General features: G+C 35.6%; 17 protein-coding genes and 1 pseudogene. 12 read left to right on the top strand and 6 right to left on the bottom strand.

The window, feature by feature from the left end:
- Nucleotides 1–79 precede the first annotated feature (79 nt).
- Nucleotides 80–931 carry a tyrosine-type recombinase/integrase gene (locus QUF94_RS28085; RefSeq protein ID WP_289318919.1) on the top strand — a complete coding sequence of 284 codons (852 nt, stop codon included), beginning with the start codon at nucleotides 80–82 and terminating at the stop codon, nucleotides 929–931.
- Between the two features lie 566 nt (nucleotides 932–1,497).
- Here the strand turns inward: QUF94_RS28085 and QUF94_RS28080 are convergent.
- From QUF94_RS28080 to fabF, 5 genes are all read right to left on the bottom strand, one after another.
- Nucleotides 1,498–1,737 carry a hypothetical protein gene (locus tag QUF94_RS28080; protein ID WP_148359166.1) on the bottom strand — a complete coding sequence of 80 codons (240 nt, stop codon included), beginning with the start codon at nucleotides 1,735–1,737 and terminating at the stop codon, nucleotides 1,498–1,500.
- 703 nt (nucleotides 1,738–2,440) lie between these two features.
- The gene (locus QUF94_RS28075; protein WP_289318918.1) at nucleotides 2,441–2,590 is read right to left on the bottom strand and encodes a hypothetical protein; all 150 of its coding nucleotides are present in this window, start codon (nucleotides 2,588–2,590) and stop codon (nucleotides 2,441–2,443) included.
- On the bottom strand, nucleotides 2,577–3,011 hold the full coding sequence (locus tag QUF94_RS28070) for a YncE family protein (protein WP_289318917.1): 435 nt from the start codon (nucleotides 3,009–3,011) through the stop codon (nucleotides 2,577–2,579). Before QUF94_RS28070 ends, QUF94_RS28075 begins: the two co-directional genes overlap by 14 nt.
- Before the next feature lie 648 nt (nucleotides 3,012–3,659).
- Nucleotides 3,660–4,772 (bottom strand): alpha-helical endospore appendage domain-containing protein, encoded by a 1,113-nt coding sequence (locus tag QUF94_RS28065; RefSeq protein ID WP_483313701.1) that lies wholly within the window; start codon nucleotides 4,770–4,772, stop codon nucleotides 3,660–3,662.
- 492 nt (nucleotides 4,773–5,264) lie between these two features.
- Complete coding sequence (gene fabF, locus QUF94_RS28060; RefSeq protein ID WP_289318915.1) at nucleotides 5,265–6,500, bottom strand: beta-ketoacyl-ACP synthase II; 1,236 nt, start codon at nucleotides 6,498–6,500, stop codon at nucleotides 5,265–5,267.
- A 121-nt stretch (nucleotides 6,501–6,621) separates the two neighbouring features.
- Between fabF and QUF94_RS28055 the strand changes: the two genes are divergently transcribed.
- The 4 genes and pseudogenes from QUF94_RS28055 to QUF94_RS28040 form a co-directional block, all read left to right on the top strand.
- Complete coding sequence (locus tag QUF94_RS28055; protein ID WP_289318914.1) at nucleotides 6,622–7,476, top strand: helix-turn-helix transcriptional regulator; 855 nt, start codon at nucleotides 6,622–6,624, stop codon at nucleotides 7,474–7,476.
- Between the two features lie 668 nt (nucleotides 7,477–8,144).
- Nucleotides 8,145–8,807 (top strand): TetR/AcrR family transcriptional regulator, encoded by a 663-nt coding sequence (locus QUF94_RS28050; protein WP_289318913.1) that lies wholly within the window; start codon nucleotides 8,145–8,147, stop codon nucleotides 8,805–8,807.
- Entirely contained in the window at nucleotides 8,770–9,744 is a 975-nt protein-coding gene (locus QUF94_RS28045; protein ID WP_289318912.1) for an alpha/beta hydrolase, read from the top strand. Before QUF94_RS28050 ends, QUF94_RS28045 begins: the two co-directional genes overlap by 38 nt.
- A gap of 71 nt (nucleotides 9,745–9,815) precedes the next feature.
- A pseudogene (locus QUF94_RS28040) lies at nucleotides 9,816–10,103 on the top strand (VOC family protein); the annotation flags it as partial.
- A gap of 162 nt (nucleotides 10,104–10,265) precedes the next feature.
- Here the strand turns inward: QUF94_RS28040 and spoIIIAF are convergent.
- The gene (spoIIIAF, locus tag QUF94_RS28035) at nucleotides 10,266–10,892 is read right to left on the bottom strand and encodes a stage III sporulation protein AF (protein WP_289318911.1); all 627 of its coding nucleotides are present in this window, start codon (nucleotides 10,890–10,892) and stop codon (nucleotides 10,266–10,268) included.
- Between the two features lie 892 nt (nucleotides 10,893–11,784).
- On the opposite strand from spoIIIAF, the gene QUF94_RS28030 reads away from it, so the two are divergent.
- From QUF94_RS28030 to QUF94_RS28000, 7 genes are all read left to right on the top strand, one after another.
- Nucleotides 11,785–11,979: a hypothetical protein gene (locus tag QUF94_RS28030; RefSeq protein WP_289318910.1), complete on the top strand. Its 195-nt coding sequence runs from the start codon at nucleotides 11,785–11,787 to the stop codon at nucleotides 11,977–11,979.
- 191 nt (nucleotides 11,980–12,170) lie between these two features.
- Nucleotides 12,171–12,533 carry a hypothetical protein gene (locus QUF94_RS28025; RefSeq protein ID WP_289318909.1) on the top strand — a complete coding sequence of 121 codons (363 nt, stop codon included), beginning with the start codon at nucleotides 12,171–12,173 and terminating at the stop codon, nucleotides 12,531–12,533.
- A gap of 176 nt (nucleotides 12,534–12,709) precedes the next feature.
- Complete coding sequence (locus QUF94_RS28020; RefSeq protein ID WP_034310890.1) at nucleotides 12,710–13,222, top strand: hypothetical protein; 513 nt, start codon at nucleotides 12,710–12,712, stop codon at nucleotides 13,220–13,222.
- A 273-nt stretch (nucleotides 13,223–13,495) separates the two neighbouring features.
- Nucleotides 13,496–13,996 carry a helix-turn-helix domain-containing protein gene (locus QUF94_RS28015; protein WP_289318908.1) on the top strand — a complete coding sequence of 167 codons (501 nt, stop codon included), beginning with the start codon at nucleotides 13,496–13,498 and terminating at the stop codon, nucleotides 13,994–13,996.
- 125 nt (nucleotides 13,997–14,121) lie between these two features.
- Nucleotides 14,122–14,415 carry a hypothetical protein gene (locus QUF94_RS28010; RefSeq protein WP_289318907.1) on the top strand — a complete coding sequence of 98 codons (294 nt, stop codon included), beginning with the start codon at nucleotides 14,122–14,124 and terminating at the stop codon, nucleotides 14,413–14,415.
- A gap of 728 nt (nucleotides 14,416–15,143) precedes the next feature.
- Complete coding sequence (locus QUF94_RS28005) at nucleotides 15,144–15,416, top strand: hypothetical protein (RefSeq protein ID WP_289318906.1); 273 nt, start codon at nucleotides 15,144–15,146, stop codon at nucleotides 15,414–15,416.
- A gap of 294 nt (nucleotides 15,417–15,710) precedes the next feature.
- The gene (locus QUF94_RS28000) at nucleotides 15,711–16,367 is read left to right on the top strand and encodes a Type 1 glutamine amidotransferase-like domain-containing protein (protein WP_230161029.1); all 657 of its coding nucleotides are present in this window, start codon (nucleotides 15,711–15,713) and stop codon (nucleotides 16,365–16,367) included.
- Nucleotides 16,368–16,472: the final 105 nt, after the last annotated feature.

Genomic DNA, 16,472 nt, shown 5'->3' with positions numbered 1-16,472 from the left:
CCTAAGGTTTTTTTGTATAAATTCCACAATTCGTTGGAAAGGCTTATTAATAGCATGATTTTGGTAGGGGGCTTCTCGAATGACCAGTAAAGAAGAAATCCTGGACAATAAACAAATTCTTCATTCTTTTGCGAAATGGTTAATGGGTCAAAATAAATCCGATGGTACGATTAAAACCTATGTGGGAGTCATCTCCCAGCTTCTTCAATGGTTTAAAGATGAAGCGGAAGAGATTGAAAAATCCCACGTCCAAACCTATTTAGACGATATGGAACAGTCAAACAAGAGTGGAGGAACGATTGAAAAACATTATTCAGCCATTACCATGTTTTCCAGGTTCCTTGATAAACCCGAAATCGTCCTCAACATCGATCGTAAAGCAAAGGAAAAGAATGAAGATCCGCCAAAAGCCCTGAACATGCTTGAGCAAGCTGCTCTCCTAAAAGAAATCGAGGCCTCTGGGCATTTCAGGAATATTGCTATTGTCTACACAATGATTCATACGGGTATCCGGGTGTCCGAACTTTGTGATTTGAACCATACTGACATTCAAAAAGAGGAAGAAAGGCAATATATCCTCATCCGGGATTCAAAAGGTGATATAGACAGGAAGATTCCACTCTCCATGACTGCTAGTGAAAAGATCAGGGCATACAAGGAATTTTTAAATATGGATACGGAAGCCATCTTCATATCCAGTGTGAATCAGCGCATAACGCCAAGGTCCGTGCAATATATGCTGACTAAATATAATGCGACTCCCCATAAGCTGCGGAATACGTTTTGCCAAACATTAATCGATAAGGGGATAGACCTTCAAACCGTTTCAAAATTGATGGGGCATAAAGATTTGAATATGACCAAACGTTATATAGGAGAAGGAAAAGAAGAATTGGAATCAGCCATTGAAAATACTTTTGATAATTTATAGGATTGGGAATACTTAACGATATACAAGAAGTTTTCCTTCATTATATAAGTTCCAATGGCACGGGGGATTTCTTGCTGATGATTTAAAAATAGCATTTCTTTTATAAAGTGTAGGCCTTTTAAAGGACAGATTAAAAAGACTAGGAATTTTTAAGGCGATGATCTCTTTTGGTGAATGCCACCTCCTTTTAGCTACAGAAAAAGCACCATAATATGAGTGCTTTTTTCTTGATTTTTATTAGAAGAACTCGGTGTTATCAATTTATCGTTGATGGCCATAGGGGGCCATAATGACGAGGATTAGTAGAAAATAGGGGGAAGCAAAAGGGACATTATCTATTTTGAACGATATCATAAAAACGGCCGTAAAGAAGCTGGTGCAGGGTTATTTCTACTTGTTCTGACCTTCTTGTTTCCACGTAAGTAAAAAAAACTGTAGGTTAGCACCAAAACAACCCTTTGGTAGCCAAGAGGGTTAATAAAAGGGGATTTATTCTATATACTGTTCCAGGTATTGGCCTCACCTAGGGTAGACTAGAAAACATCATGGACTTCTTATTCTACTATTTAGGGTTGCAGGGTTGTTTCTCTTAGTAGTTTCTCGGCTTCAATTATACAAGCACCCTTGTCATGTAGGTATTCAAGTGAGATACCCCTTTTTAATGCTGTTTGTTCAATTAATCTAATTTCATGATACATAGCACCAGACAAGATTCCTTTTTCAATGTTCTTATTTATTTCATAATAAAATCCTGCCAATAATTCTAACGGTAATTCATCGTAAAGGGAACTTTTTTTGTTCTCCATAAAGCACCTCCTCATTCTACCAATAAAACTACCATACATATTTGTAATAAAACATAAGGGATCTTAAGGGGAGCTTTCAAGCTAGGGAAACCCTGAATTTGACCGAATACAGAGTTTTTTTGTATTTAAATAACATGATTGATGAATCACTGTTTCCTATTCGGAAGAAGCTAGCTGTTGCATAAAATAGGGGATTTATTCTATGTACTGTTCCGGGTATTGGCCCCACCTACGCCAGATACTATGACGGCCACGCATGACATCCAACCTATTATCATCATAAAAGAAAGCGCTTACATTGTCAAGGATTTCATTTAGAAATATGAGCAAAAACCCTTGGTATGATAAAAGTGATCCCAGGCTGATAGGATGGACTAAAATTAACAAAATCAGCAGATCTATTATTTTAATAATATCCAAAAAAAAGAAAATGTTGTATTTCACAAAAATGGTTGAGCGCCGTTTAAAGCTAAAAAATTTCCGAAAAGGGCGGTATAGCATTGTTACACCCGTTCGTAAAAGTACACTTTCACGAACTTTTTTTGATTGTTACTTCTTTAAAATAGACTCTGTTAAACAATGCTTTTGATTTTTCTTCTTCAACTAACGAAAAAACGCTAGTTCACATAAACTTCGTTATCGGCAAATCAAAAAGGCCCTCGGATTTGATAGAATTTGAGGGCCTTTCAACATCAAGTGGTATTTAGTCTTTCTGTTCGTTGGATATGCTTCTTTTGATTAGTTTAACAATTTTGAATGGGATTTTATATTTTTTGGCTATACCCATATTGGTAGCTTGTGGATTGTTTATTAACTCATTTCGAATAATAGAAAGCAACTCATTCTTCGTCACATTTCTCCCCCCTAGGTGTAATAGCAATACCGACAGGAATATCTCCCACAGGAATCGTATCAATCACCTTGTTCTTATCCGTATCAATTACAAAGACAGTATTGTCACAAAAGTTCGAAACATAGACACGCTTTCCATCTGGTGTAATCGCAATTTCGACAGCACAATGCCCTACAGGAATCGTATCAATTACAGTATTTGTTTTTGTATCGATCACATATACGGAATTTTCTTCAACAACCGTAACATAGGCAAATTTTCCGTCTGGTGTAATCGCAATATCAAAAGGAACGTTTCCCACAGGAATTGTCTTAATAACCTCATTCTTATTGATATCAATTACAGATACGTTATCATCGCCTAGGTTTACAACATACGCAAACTGGGATTTGGAGGGATTCTTTTCTCCTTCTAGTTTCATTTTCGTAGCAACCTCCTTTAGATTTCATAGAGCAATATAGTATATTCATAAAGGCAAAAAGATGAGACAAGCAAAAGCCAAGGTGTATTGTATCCAGACCTAGTTTACATAAAACTAATTATTGGAAGTAGCTAAAAAAGCCAAACCCATGTGTATCAGGAGTTTGGCTCTTAGTCGTTTTTTATCGTTTATTCAGGATTTTATACACCCTTGATGTAGCAAGGGTTTGCTAGCTTGTAAGACTCATATAACAGACCTATTCTTTGCATAAAAAATATAAAACACCTTATTAAGCTAACGGGTGCTTTACTTCAATAAGGGAGGTTGCTGCGGCAGCCTTTTTCTTATGGAACTACAGGGCAGGTTAGTTCTATAAGCTGTATGTGCATTATGATGGAACATATAATAATTGAAGTTGATTTAGGAAAGGGAAATTGGTTCTTGAAATATAATGTAATTGAAATAAAAAGAAGCATCATTTTAGATTAGACGCTTCTTTTGCGGGTAAAGTAGATGTCCTCCTCAATAATATTTAGGCTAATATAATTTTATAATGAACTGACAAATGTTAATTATTAAAATTATATTAGCTACCTTCTAAAGAAGACTCAATGATTCATCCCATTTAATTAAAGAAGGGAGGGTAATCTATATATCAAAAAAGTTTATCGTTACCTGACCATTTCCAGTGCCGACACCGGCCATGTTGTTTTGGTTGCTGCCAGCGTTGAAAGAGCCGCCGCCACCGCCGCCACCATCACCAGCATCTATAATTTGTTGACCACCACCACCACCACTAAAACCGCCGCCACCGCCGCCAGCATCGCCGCCACCAGCACCGCCACCACCAAAGCCACCAGCACCGCCACCACCAGCAGCAGCACCACCGGCACCGCCAGCGTTAATTGCTGTTCCTCCCTGGGTTGTAGGAGCATCATCACCATCTGTAAGAATGCCTGCACCACCTCCACCATCACCATTTAGGGGACCAGCAGCACCACCATTGCCGTTCATACCGCCCGCTCCACCTGGATTACCAGCGGTTCCATCTGGATTTGTTGTTGCATCTATTCCAGGATTACCATTAGTTTGATCACCCTCACCACCACCGCCGCCGCCACCAGCAGCAATTAGAAGCGAGGAAAGAGTTAAATCAGCTCCACGCCATACAAAAGAACCACCACCGCCACCACCAGCACCAAAAACGCCATCTCCACCTCTTTGACCGACGAGGATCGTTAATGTCTCACCTGGCGTAACAGAAAAGCTTCCTTGAATTGAAGCTCCTCGCCCACCAGCCCCACCATTAGTTCCAAAAATAGAACTATCCGAACCATTCCCACCTGCGGCACCAATAGCCGTAATCCTAGCTGTTGTTGCTGCTGATGGAACTGTAACTGTTGTGAAAAGAGGGCCAGTAAATGTTTGGGTTGATAATAATACCGGTTGTGCAAATGGAATGAGGTCCAACACATTTTCAAATTTAAATTCGAGTAGCATTTCCTTTTTGATGACGTGACGAAGAGTTCTTTGAACGCTTGAGTTCATCGTAAGAAGATCAGCTAGGGTAATGAATGGAGGGGAAAGTGGCGTCCCACCAGGTAAGGTTCCTAGGACGCTCTGAAGCTCCTCTGCTTGGACATTGATGATGTGAGCCAGAGCTAATTCCTCAAGGGCAATGCCAGCCAAAAGCAAGGGGATAGTCTGCTCAGTAGTAATAGAAATAGTTGGTGTGAAATTTGGTATTATTGGTAAAGACATATGAATTCCTCCTTTTCTATTGTTCTCTATATTTTATTCAATAATAGTTCAATAGATTGTGTACTTGTCCTTAGGTTATAAGTGGATTTTTTGTTTAAAAGAGTCCTTTTTTTATGATTGATGAAGCATCCTCGATATAGTCTGAATACTATAAAACTAACGCCTTTTTTTCTTATTCAAGTAACTTCCTCTAATCTTGGTTATGCTACGTTGAAAAGCCCTCAGATTCTATCAAATCCGAGGGCAGTTTCTGAGGTTGCTTATTGGATCCTTGATCGCAAAAACGAGGATGATTCCAAGAAATAAAATTATAAATATTCTTCTGTTTTATTGAATATGTTCGTAAAAGTACACTTTTATGAACAAGAAAAAAGCCCTTAATAGAAGAAAAAAGGGCTTTTTCGTATTTAATTTCCTATAAGACCCATTACTAACTAAAGGTTCTCTTGAGGATCTTTAATTTTAATTAAAAAAATACCAGCGAAATTTAATTCACTCGTATTTTTTTAAAACGATAGCTGCATTATGACCTCCAAAACCAAATGAATTGGATAGACCAATACTTATTTCCACTTTACGAGCAACACCTGGTACATAATCTAAATCACATAATGAATCAGGCTTTTCTAAGTTGATGGTTGGAGGAATAATTCCTTCCTTTAAACTTTTTGCCAAAGCAATTGCTTCCACGCCTCCAGCTGCTCCTAACATGTGACCAAGCATAGATTTATTAGCTGTTATTGGGATTTGAAAAGCTTTTGATTCAAATAGTTTTTTAATGGCCAGTGTCTCAGATCGATCTCCCACTTCTGTACTTGTTGCATGAGCGCTAATAACATCAATCTCTTCAGGAGAAATTTTTGCATTTTTCAAAGCCATTTTCATTGCAAGATAGGCTCCTTTACCTTCTGGGTGTGTAGCTACCATATGATAGGCATCAGAACTCGCACCATACCCAATGACTTCTGCATAAATTTTTGCATCTCTATGTAAAGCGTGAGACAAAGATTCCAAGATTAAAATTCCTGCTCCTTCTGACATGACAAATCCATCTCGATTTACATCAAAAGGACGGCTAGCTTTAGTTGGATTATCGTTTCTCGTTGATAATGCTGTAGCATTACCAAAACTAGCTAAAGATAAATCTGTTATAGCTGCCTCTGCTCCTCCTGCAAAAACGGCATCTGCTTCTCCAAAGCGAATAAGTCTGAATGCTTCACCAATAGCTGTATTTCCGATCGCACAAGCAGAAACAGGTGACATAGTAGGTCCCATTGCGTTCCACTTGATACTAATTTGGGCTGCGGCAGCATTTGAAATCATGGCTGGTACCAGGGTTGGACTAACTCGTCTTGGACCTTTCTCTCGAAGAGTATCCACATTATCAATCAATGTTTCAATTCCTCCTATCCCCGAACCAACATATACGCCAAGTCTTTCTAGATTGATATCATCAATATCTAAATTAGAATCAGTCCAAGCTTGTTCAGCAGCAGCCAAAGCAAATTGAGAAAAGCGATCTAGACGTCGTGCTTCATTTTTTCCTAAAGTATCATCTGCATTAAAATCACGAATAATTCCTGCAATTTTTGCTTTATGATTGCTTACGTCAAATGTATCAATAGAGGAAATGCCCGACTTCCCTTCAGTCAGATTTCTCCAAAATTTTTCTACGTTGTTTCCAATAGGAGAGACTACTCCCATTCCGGTAATAACGACTCTTTCCATTTTTCATCACTCCAAATGAATAGTATACTTGTATTATACTTCGGGGTTATCCTATTACAAGTGAGTGTTTATCCTGGTATAATAACTACTAGGTTAAATTATTATGATGGAGGTTTTAGAAATGAATGATAAAACCAGACTTGAAGCTTTGTCTTCATTTTTGAAAATGAAGCGATCCCAAATAAAGCCTGAATCTATAGGTATACCTGCTGGTACACGGAGAAGAACACCTGGCTTACGAAGAGAAGAAGTTGCACATTTGGCGGGAGTTAGTACTACTTGGTATACGTGGCTAGAGCAAGGTCGGGATATAAAGGTCTCTACAAGCGTATTGGATTGCATATCTACAGCTCTACAATTAAATAATGATGAACGAGAGTATCTATATGATTTAGCTTTAGAAGTGAAATCATCCATTATTCATCGAAAGAAGGATCAGCCAAAACTTAGTCCTTCCTTGGAAAGAATTTTAGCGGAGTTAACGTATTGCCCTACTATCATTACAGATCGACATTGTCATATTGTAGGCTGGAACAATGCTGCTGCTCATGTATTTTTAGATTTTGAACAACTCCCAGATGACCAACGAAATTTGATCCATCTAGTATTTACAAGAAAAGAATTAAAAGCATTAGCTGTGAATTGGGAGCATTTTGTTAAAGGATTTCTTGCCATTTTTCGTGCCTATTATGGTCACTACTTAGGTGATGAATGGTATAACCTATTTATTAAAGAAATGAGTAATTCTCACCCAGAATTTCAATCTTTATGGCAAGAAAGTCAAGTGAGTAAAGCTCCAGAAATGATGATTGAATTTAGACATGCTAAAGCCGGAAAGATGCTGTTTAATTTAACTTCTCTTCAAGTCCAGGGGGACATGGACTTAAGGTGCAGTATCTATACACCAGTAGAGGGAACAGCTACAGAAGATAAATTAAAACGATTAATGAAGAAAATCTCCATTGAAAGTTCATAAACCAGCAAATTTACTGTGCTGAAAAATGCCAACTAAGATGTTTTTTTCTTATTAAGCTAACGGGGGCGTAGCTTAAGATTGGAACTGTCTTTAAGGCAGTTTTTTTTTTATGGAACTATCGGGGCAGTTTAGTTGAACAAGGAATCGACACTATGAATGTTGAACTATATTATTAGCTTAACTAAGGGGAGTAGAATATGAAAGAAATTTTAGGATATTTTCTTTTTGCTTAAGCAATTATAACGGGAATTATTGTGTACTCAATAGCACAACTATCCGATTCCATTAAAGCATCTGCTACTCATTTAGTATCAAAAGATGTTAGTTTGAGTAAAATCTGCTTTATTTTTGCTAATTATTGTCGCTGGAATGTTACTTAATCATAAAGAATAAATAATCCAAATGGGGGCTTTTCAGGAACATCAATTCAGAAGGTGAAGAAATGCTTAAGGAAGGCGGAACGTGTACTCATCCAAAGTAACCTGATAAAAACAAGCCGGAGGCGCATGTTGGGCAGCACTCCGGCTTGTTTTTATTTGTTGAGTTTCATACTGCTCGTAAGTAAGATAAATTCACTCTTGCTATAAGGCGTAATTAAAGATATATTATTAATTAAATAACTAGTCATTTAATTAATGGAAGTTTAGTTTAAAGAGAGGGGAATACATTTGGCAAGACCTATCAATGAAGAAAAAAGACTGGAGCGGCGTAAACGTATCCTAAAAGAAGCTGTTGTCCTGTTCGCAGAAAGTGGATATTCTAATACCACAATGGCCATCATTGCACATAGTGTGGGAGTGACTCCTGGAACCATTTTTCAATATTTTCCTAGCAAAGAAGCTTTATTCTACGCCGCTGTCCTTGAGCCGCTTGCTGATATTCAGGTAAAATCGCTTGCTTGTCTACAACAAGAGGGGACGCCGGGCGTATTGATTAAGAACATGGTGGAAGAACAATTCAACCATATCTACTTCTATACAAATGAATTGCGGCTTGCTCAATCTGTCTTAGGACAACGAATAAGATTCTCTGAACTTACACAGAAGGTCCTTGAAAGTATAAAGGTAATGACAGATGCGATTGAATGCGTCTATGCCAAGGGACAGTTAATGGGAGAATTCAACAAAAGCTTTTCTCCAGCAATGATCTCTCGTGCCTATATCTCTTTCTTAAATGGAGTGTGCTTAACTCTTGGAGAAAGTATTATTCATCATCCCGAGTGGGAAAATCTGAAGGGGCATGCCTTTTATTTGTTCGCACCCATACAACCTAAAGAAAAACTGGAGGAGTCGAATGAGTCAAACATCAATACAACCCGATCTGACATTTAAGGTTCGTGTGAAAAAACGGAAGAAAATTTTATGGAGCCTAGGGATCGTGCTTTTGTTTGTGATAGCTCTTGTATTTTTTATATCTTATAAAGTAGTAGACACCTTGTTGCACCATCCTAGAGACACTAATGTCAGCTACGAATTGAATATCGATAAAACTCCCTACGAAGAGGTCGAGTTCAAGAGTTTGAAAAATGATAATACGATTAGAGGTTCTTTCTTTCCTGTAAGTGGTCTTTCTGGTAAAGCAAGTAATCAGACGATTATTGTCGTCCATGGATATACGAGCAATCGTTTAGTCAAAGGGCGGACCCAAAAGTTAGTAGACCATTTCGTTTCGAAAGGCTACAATGTATTGGCATTTGACCTCAGCTCGCAAGGAAAATCCGATGGTGATTTGATTACACTGGGCCTCAATGAAAAATACGATTTGCTAGGAGCTGTAAGCTATTTAAAATCCAGAGAACATACGGGCGATAACATTGGAGTTATCGGCTTTTCAATGGGTGCCGCTACGTCTTTGCTAGCCACAAGTGAAAGTGATGACATCAAAGCCGTAATTGCGGATAGTCCTTTTCGTAATGCTGGTCTATTTCTGAGAGAGGGTTTGCCCTTCTTTTCAGGTTTACCTGCGTTTCCATTCAGTTATACATCGACATGGATCGCAAATTGGGTCTTTAAGGTTGATCTTGATTCCATATCTCCTATGGATGCGGTAAAAAAGATGCGAGACAAGCCAGTTATGCTCATTCATGGTACTGGAGATCAGCAAATTAGTTATAAAAATACAGAAATTATTTACGAGTCCTTAAAAGATAACCCAAGTGCAGAAGTATGGTACCCGCAAAATACGGAGCACATCGATGCCGTCAACCATTACCCCACTGAATATTTCCAAAGAGTAGATCGCTTTTTGGATGAGTATGTAGGAAAATAAATTCAATCCAAGAGAGCCAACTAGTGGAGGAGCTTGTCCTGACGAAGTAAAAATCCCCAATAATATCAAGCCACCCTTCTTTACGACACATTGCTTTTCAAGTTTCATATGAAGATTTAAAAGAGTCTTTAAAATGGTTAGAATCTATGCAAGTTGAGGTTGTGCCATTTGGTAGTAGAAAATCTATTGAGCCATTTATTCGGCCACATCAAAGTAATGCTTCAGTTTACTTCAAGGACCCAGATGGTAACAGTTTAGAATTGATGTGTTATGTTGAAGTTCCTAATAATTTAAAACATATTACTGATAAGTTGTCCTTTGAGGATTGGGAGGAATTAACTAAAAGTAAATTAAAATGATAGATTGCATAATTAATTTATTTTCTTATGGAACTAACGGGTGCGTTAGTGCCATAAGAAGGCCGCCAATTGGCGGCCTTTTGAAAATATGTTTCTTACACTAATCGTACATAGTTGAACAAGAAAGTAAATTATGTGTTAAAAACCATTAGGGTAGATTTATCAATCTGTACTAAGAGTTAATTGTTTAGGAGAAATACCCCATTCTTTAGCTAAAAAAATTTTAACTTTCTTAAGCGAGGTATTATCTTTGGTTGATTGAGTTTCTTTAGGAGTTACACTAATGTCAATATTGTTTACAGGTTCTACTTTTGATTCATCTCTTCCTTCACTGCTTGATTCAAGTGATTTTGTTTTTATTAAAAATACTTCCACATCTTTAAATTTTGGTTTCTGACTGTCTAGTTCGTCAATAACTAAGTTGATATCTTGAATTTCATATTGATAATTTTCTATTAATTCTTTTTCAACAAGGTTTTTCATTTCAGCAGATAGAATTTCAGGAATAGATTCTACTTTCCCCTTATTAATTACCTCTTCTTTTTCCTTAATTGAATTTAATAATGAGTCCTTACTTACTGTATCTGAGGCTTTAATTGGATCAAAAATATCTTGAGGGGACAACTTATATAAATTTAAAATTGGACTTATTAAACAAACAATAATGACCAAAGAGAATACTAACCTAATAACATTCCGATAACTATTATTTGGTAGCATCATGTCAATAACAGTAATGAATAAAATTAATACAATAAGTTGCGATATCCAATTACTAAAAAAAGACAAGCTCGATAACCTCCTCAAAATAACTAATAATTTTTTATTGAAGTCTAAAAAAACAGAGAAGATCACAGTTATAAGGCTAGTACACTTTATGCTAAATATAGTTGTTTAATGTCTACTCTTCTATTTAAGCTAAGGATGCTTTACTTCAATAAGGGTGGTTGCTGAGGTAGCCTTTTTCTTATGGCACTAACGGGGCAGGTTAGTTCCATAAGGAAATGGATTATTTTACACTTATGAATAATTACTCTTTATTGTTATTATTTTCTTAAAGGTTCAAATTATTTTATTCTGATATCGTTAATTCACCATTAAGGAATGTGATTTACTGTGAGAGCAATAAATAAAATTAACTTAGTTACAAAGTTATTAATTTTTTTAATTTTTGTCTCTTTTAATACATATATTTGTTTTTATGCAAAAGACAAAACAGAAGGTATAGTTACTGCGTGTATAGGTACCTTTCTAGTGATTTTGGTTGCAACTATGGGATTTCTTCTAGATAGACGCAACCATATGTAATTATGAAAGATAAAGAGGATGAAAAAGATGAAAAAGGAAAGGCAAAAAAGAAGGTTTTTCAAAGGGATAATGATTGAAATTCGTGATTCAATCTTATATGAATTCGTTTTTAACCTCTTAACTCTTATTCCAAGAATGATAGTTCGTTTAGTGAAAAGTTTATTTTAACTAATTGTGTCGGAAGTAATTCTTAATGAACTAACGGGTGCGTTAGCTGAAGATCGAGCTGTCTTAAAGACAGCTTTTTCTTATGGAACTATCGGGGCAGGTTAGTTGAAGAACAGTAACAGAAAAGGTAGGGTAATTTGTAGGAGGTGCTAGTATTCGAGTTTTCTTATGTTTTTTTTATTTGTTTCTTTTAAGTGGTCTAGTAATGGGTTCAATGGAAAGTATTATTTTTACTGATATTTTTGGTAAGGCAGGTAAAGGTATTCCAACACTTTTTGCAATACCTTTACTTTATTTGATACGGGATCATTTTAAAGAGATAAAAGATCTGGATTTTGGAATGATGTTGTTTTTAAGTATTGCTTCTTTTACAGGACTTGCAGTCATCTTTGTTGTTTAGAGATGTTTTAAAAGGTGATTTTAAAATTTTCTTCTTGAACTAACAGGTGCTTTAGCTGAAAATCGGAGCTGTCTTTAAGGCAGCTTTTTCTTATGCAACTAATGGGGCAGTTTAGTTGAAGAAGGATTTTCATTCTCCTTTGCAGAAGGTAAGTCATGTATGTACATTTCCTTATGAAAGAAGGTTGTATTATGGAGTCTTATCCTTCTGAAATTGATTTCATTTCTCTATTTGAATGTCTTCCAGTAAAGAAAGATGATGATGAACTGTTCGAATATAATGAATCAACCTTCAGGTTCAAGGTTAATAAGTATAAATATGAGGTTATCGTTTGCCCGTTTTATAATCAACTTGGGTTATTAGTACAAGAAGGAAGTATGGTTATTGGAAGATATAACTTTCAAACGGTAAGTAAAATCGAAATACTTACCGATAAAAAGGATGAATCTTCTATACGGTTATTTTTAGATGGTGATAGAGAAAGGTTTTTAATGATTGTAGAAATTACCTTGAAACCGAACTTTAAGATTGAAATAAAAGAAACGTTTGCTTGATTACATTTAAGAACTGGCTGCCCAAACCGGGTAGCCTTTTTATAGAACTAAAGGAGCAGCATTCCTGTAATGAATGTTCTTAATGAACAAACGGGGCAGGTTAGTTGAATAAGAAAAAGGAATAATGAAAAGTAAAATAAGAAGTTGAGTAACATCACTAGAGGGGAGAAAGTAATATGGTTGATATAGATGACCGAACGGTGTTTGAAAATAACCGCATAGATTTTTGGGTTTGTGATTGTATAACAGAACCGGAGTATATGTATAGTGTTGACGGTGAATATGAAACAACTTTAATTGAATTCTGGAAAAACTACAATCGTTTTCCACTTAAGGTTATCCATAACTTTGTAAGGGAAATGGATGATTTAGATAACGATGATAAAGTGTATAGATACCAAATTGACGAGGTTCATTCGATAGATGAACTAAAACATATACTAGACGATGTTGGGTGGAAATTAACCTTGGAAGACTTTTTTATTACTAATTCGTCAAAGGAAATAAGATTTAAGAAAATTGATAGAGAAACATTAAAGGGTAAAATTCCGGCACAGTGCCCTCTATTCGAATTAGGTCCAGGCGATACTCTAACAGAAGTGATTATACACGGACATTCTTTTTTAGTTGGTACAAATGACTCTAATTTATCCACGAAAGAACAAGTCAAAAAAATTGTACTATCCTGAAAGCTATTCATAACTTTCGTTGTTGAACCAACGGGTGCGTTAGCTGAAGATCAGAGCTGTCTTTAAGGCAGCTTTTTCTTATGGAACTATCGGGGCAGGTTAGTTCACCAAGCTTTAATTAAGAAATATTCCCATTTCAAACTTATTTAGAGCAAGGTTATTTCTTGCTTTTTTCTTTGTGTTTTAAAGTTTTTTTATTCAAAAGGGATATTTTTTTATTGAAAAATAATACTTTTAGTGTAAAATTACACTAAAAGGGAGTATTTAGTATATATGGAAAAAGAAGAATTCATCAATTTAATATCAGGAAAAATGAAACTTGTCCGAACAGAACAAGGTTTTTCTCAAGATAAGATGTCTGAAATTCTAGGAATTTCAAAAAAAACACTAGTTCAAATTGAAAAAAGAAGAACAGAAGCCAATTGGACCACCGTTGTTGCATTTTGTGCTTTGTTTAATCATAGCCAATTGTTGATATCGTCAATTGGTGACAATCCAGTTGATTTTGTTCAGTTAATTGCTAGCAAAAATGGTGGTACGCCTAAAGAAAAAACACTGGGTGGTAAGATATGGTGGAAAGAAATCGAGTATAGAGGGGATTTTCGTTTGCAACAAAATTTGATTAGTAACCATTACCGTATATTGGATCAATATGATTATCGTTGGCATAGTTCTTTTGATAAAGAAGAGAGTTTAAGTCGATTAAATGAATTACAGGAGGTGGGGACTATCGAGATAGACAAAGGTATAGGGATGGGGATATATGAAGAATAAGATTTTGCTGTTGATTTAAAATAAAGTTTGATAATTTGTAAAAAAATTCGATTAAAACCCAGTATTTGAAACATTTAACTTATAACTTAAATATTATTGTTGATTTTGAATTGGAGGTGGGATTGATGATAAAAGCTAATATTCTTATACTTGGAAGTATAATTTTGGCTACCATATTAGGAATATTTGGTCAGGGAATTTCTTATTTTATGAATGAAAATATTGCGAAAATATACCCTATATACTATTTAACTGGCTTAACAATGATAAGTGTTTTCTTGTATTTAGTAACTTATATATCTATTAAAAAGCAAAAAATTGTAAAAGATAAATTTGGTGTATATCCCCTTGCAATTTGTGCCATAGGTCTACCGACTTCTCTTTGGTCATTATTTGTTTTAGCTATGTGGTGGGGTTAATGAAGAATCAGCAGAAGTTTCCTCAAAACAAACAGATACATATAAACTTGTTACTAGAGAGGAACAAGATCGTAGAGAAGGTATGGTAGCTGAAGGAAAAGTGTTACCACAGTTATAACAGCAGAAGAGCAAAATATGGTAGAAAATAGTTCAGCTCGACAAGGGTTTGTTCCACAAGAAAATGGGACAGGTTTCTATTTCGTAAAAGAGAAAAAAATTAAGTTTAGTTGTTAAATTAACAGGTGCTTTACTTCAATAAGGAAGGTTGCTGAGGCAGCCTTTTTCTTATGGCACTAACGGGGCAGGATAGTTCTATAAGGCATTTTTTTTTAGATTTTATTAACTCCAGGTATGTTAAAATGAATTAACAATATATGGATAAAGAAAGGGAAGGTTAGTTAATTGAATAAATACATAAAACCATTTTTAGTTTTTGAATGGATCACGGTATTAGGAGCATCAACAGTTGCTTACATACGTTGGGATTTTCCACTTTATATCTGTATAGGAATCGTTTTATTAGGTGTTATCCTTACTCTATACTTTTCAAAAGGATACGAAAAGAAATCAATTAATAAATCACAATAAACATAGAATCGAAGGATCTCTGATTAGAAGATCCTCTGCTGTTTGAAAAAATGTCTATTCTTATGCAACTAACGGGGCAGGATAGTTCATTACAGTTTATAATACAAGTAGACTTTGATTTAGATTGAGGAGATAAAATAATGCGTTCTTTTTTAAGAAAAGAATTTTGGGATGACAGAAATAAACCTATTCTGTTTATACAGTGGGTATTGACAATCTTTGCAATAATATTATATTTCCAAACTTATGACAGTATAGATTATTTTTACTCTGGAATTATAAGACTAATTGCAGGGATAATCACCCTTCTAATAGGAATTGAAAACTACATTGTTAAAAAAAGAGAATATATATTTTGGTTCATCCTAACGATAATGTTTTGTGGAATGGGGATAGACATATTAATGAACTAACGGGTGCTTTAGCTGAAGATCAGAGCTGTCTTTAAGGCAGCTCTTTCTTTATGCAACTATCGGGGCAGGTTAGTTGAGTAAAGAAATGGATATATACGTTAAGTTGTTAATGGAGGTGACAGGTGTAGACTTAAAATAAAATAGTACAGCTAAAAAAAATTAATAAAGTTGTGTCACAATCTATTTCATTTGGCACAGTAAACGAGGCATATAGTGGATATTGTTTTGGTAACAAGAAAACAGAATGAGTAACGCAGGAATTAATGTTATTTACACTTGGCTATGGGGGAACTTATGAAAACTCATTATTATTTAGGTTGGTTTAATAATTTTTTTCCAGATAATCTGGGCAGGGTGTTACAGGAGGATATAACTGATAGAAAATCGCTTGCTATGATTAGCTCGAATCCATTATTTTTTGAGGATGATGGTGCTACTGAACGCTCGTGGTTTGACCAGGCTGGCATTATGTTTGATGAATATCATTTAATTAATTATCGCGTACAGAAGGAAGATGCCCAAACCTTAATTCAAAATGCTTCAGTTATTTTCTTATTGGGTGGAAATACTCTTAAACAAAATGGGTTTTTAATGGAATATGAATTGTCGGATTCGATTAAAAAAAGCAGAGCCATTGTGATGGGATCAAGTGCTGGTGCAATCAATATGTCCGCTAAATGGTTATGTTCGAAAAACTTTGGCTATAAAGTTGAAATAAGCTCTGTTTACGATGGAATCGGCCTTGACGATTTTTCCGTCCTGTCTCATTTTGATCTTGAAAATAACATTGCATTGGTTCAAGGCGAACTGTCTCCCTTATCGGAAGAAATTAATATTTATGCGTCTAACAAAGATTGTGCAATACGTGTAAAGGGAGACAAAATCGACATTTTAGGCAATGTATATTTAATTTCCCGTTCAAAGATTCAGAAATTGGATGAGACGCTCTAGTAATATATAAAACCAATCCGATTTGTGAAATATTGTACTTAAACTAACGGGTGCGTTCGTATTATAAGGTTAGCCAGTTTTTACTGGTTGACCTTTTTTTAATAG

It is taken from the genome of Peribacillus sp. NJ4, from assembly GCF_030348345.1.
Classification (GTDB): domain Bacteria; phylum Bacillota; class Bacilli; order Bacillales; family DSM-1321; genus Peribacillus.
This window is presented reverse-complemented; position numbering and strand designations above follow the sequence as displayed.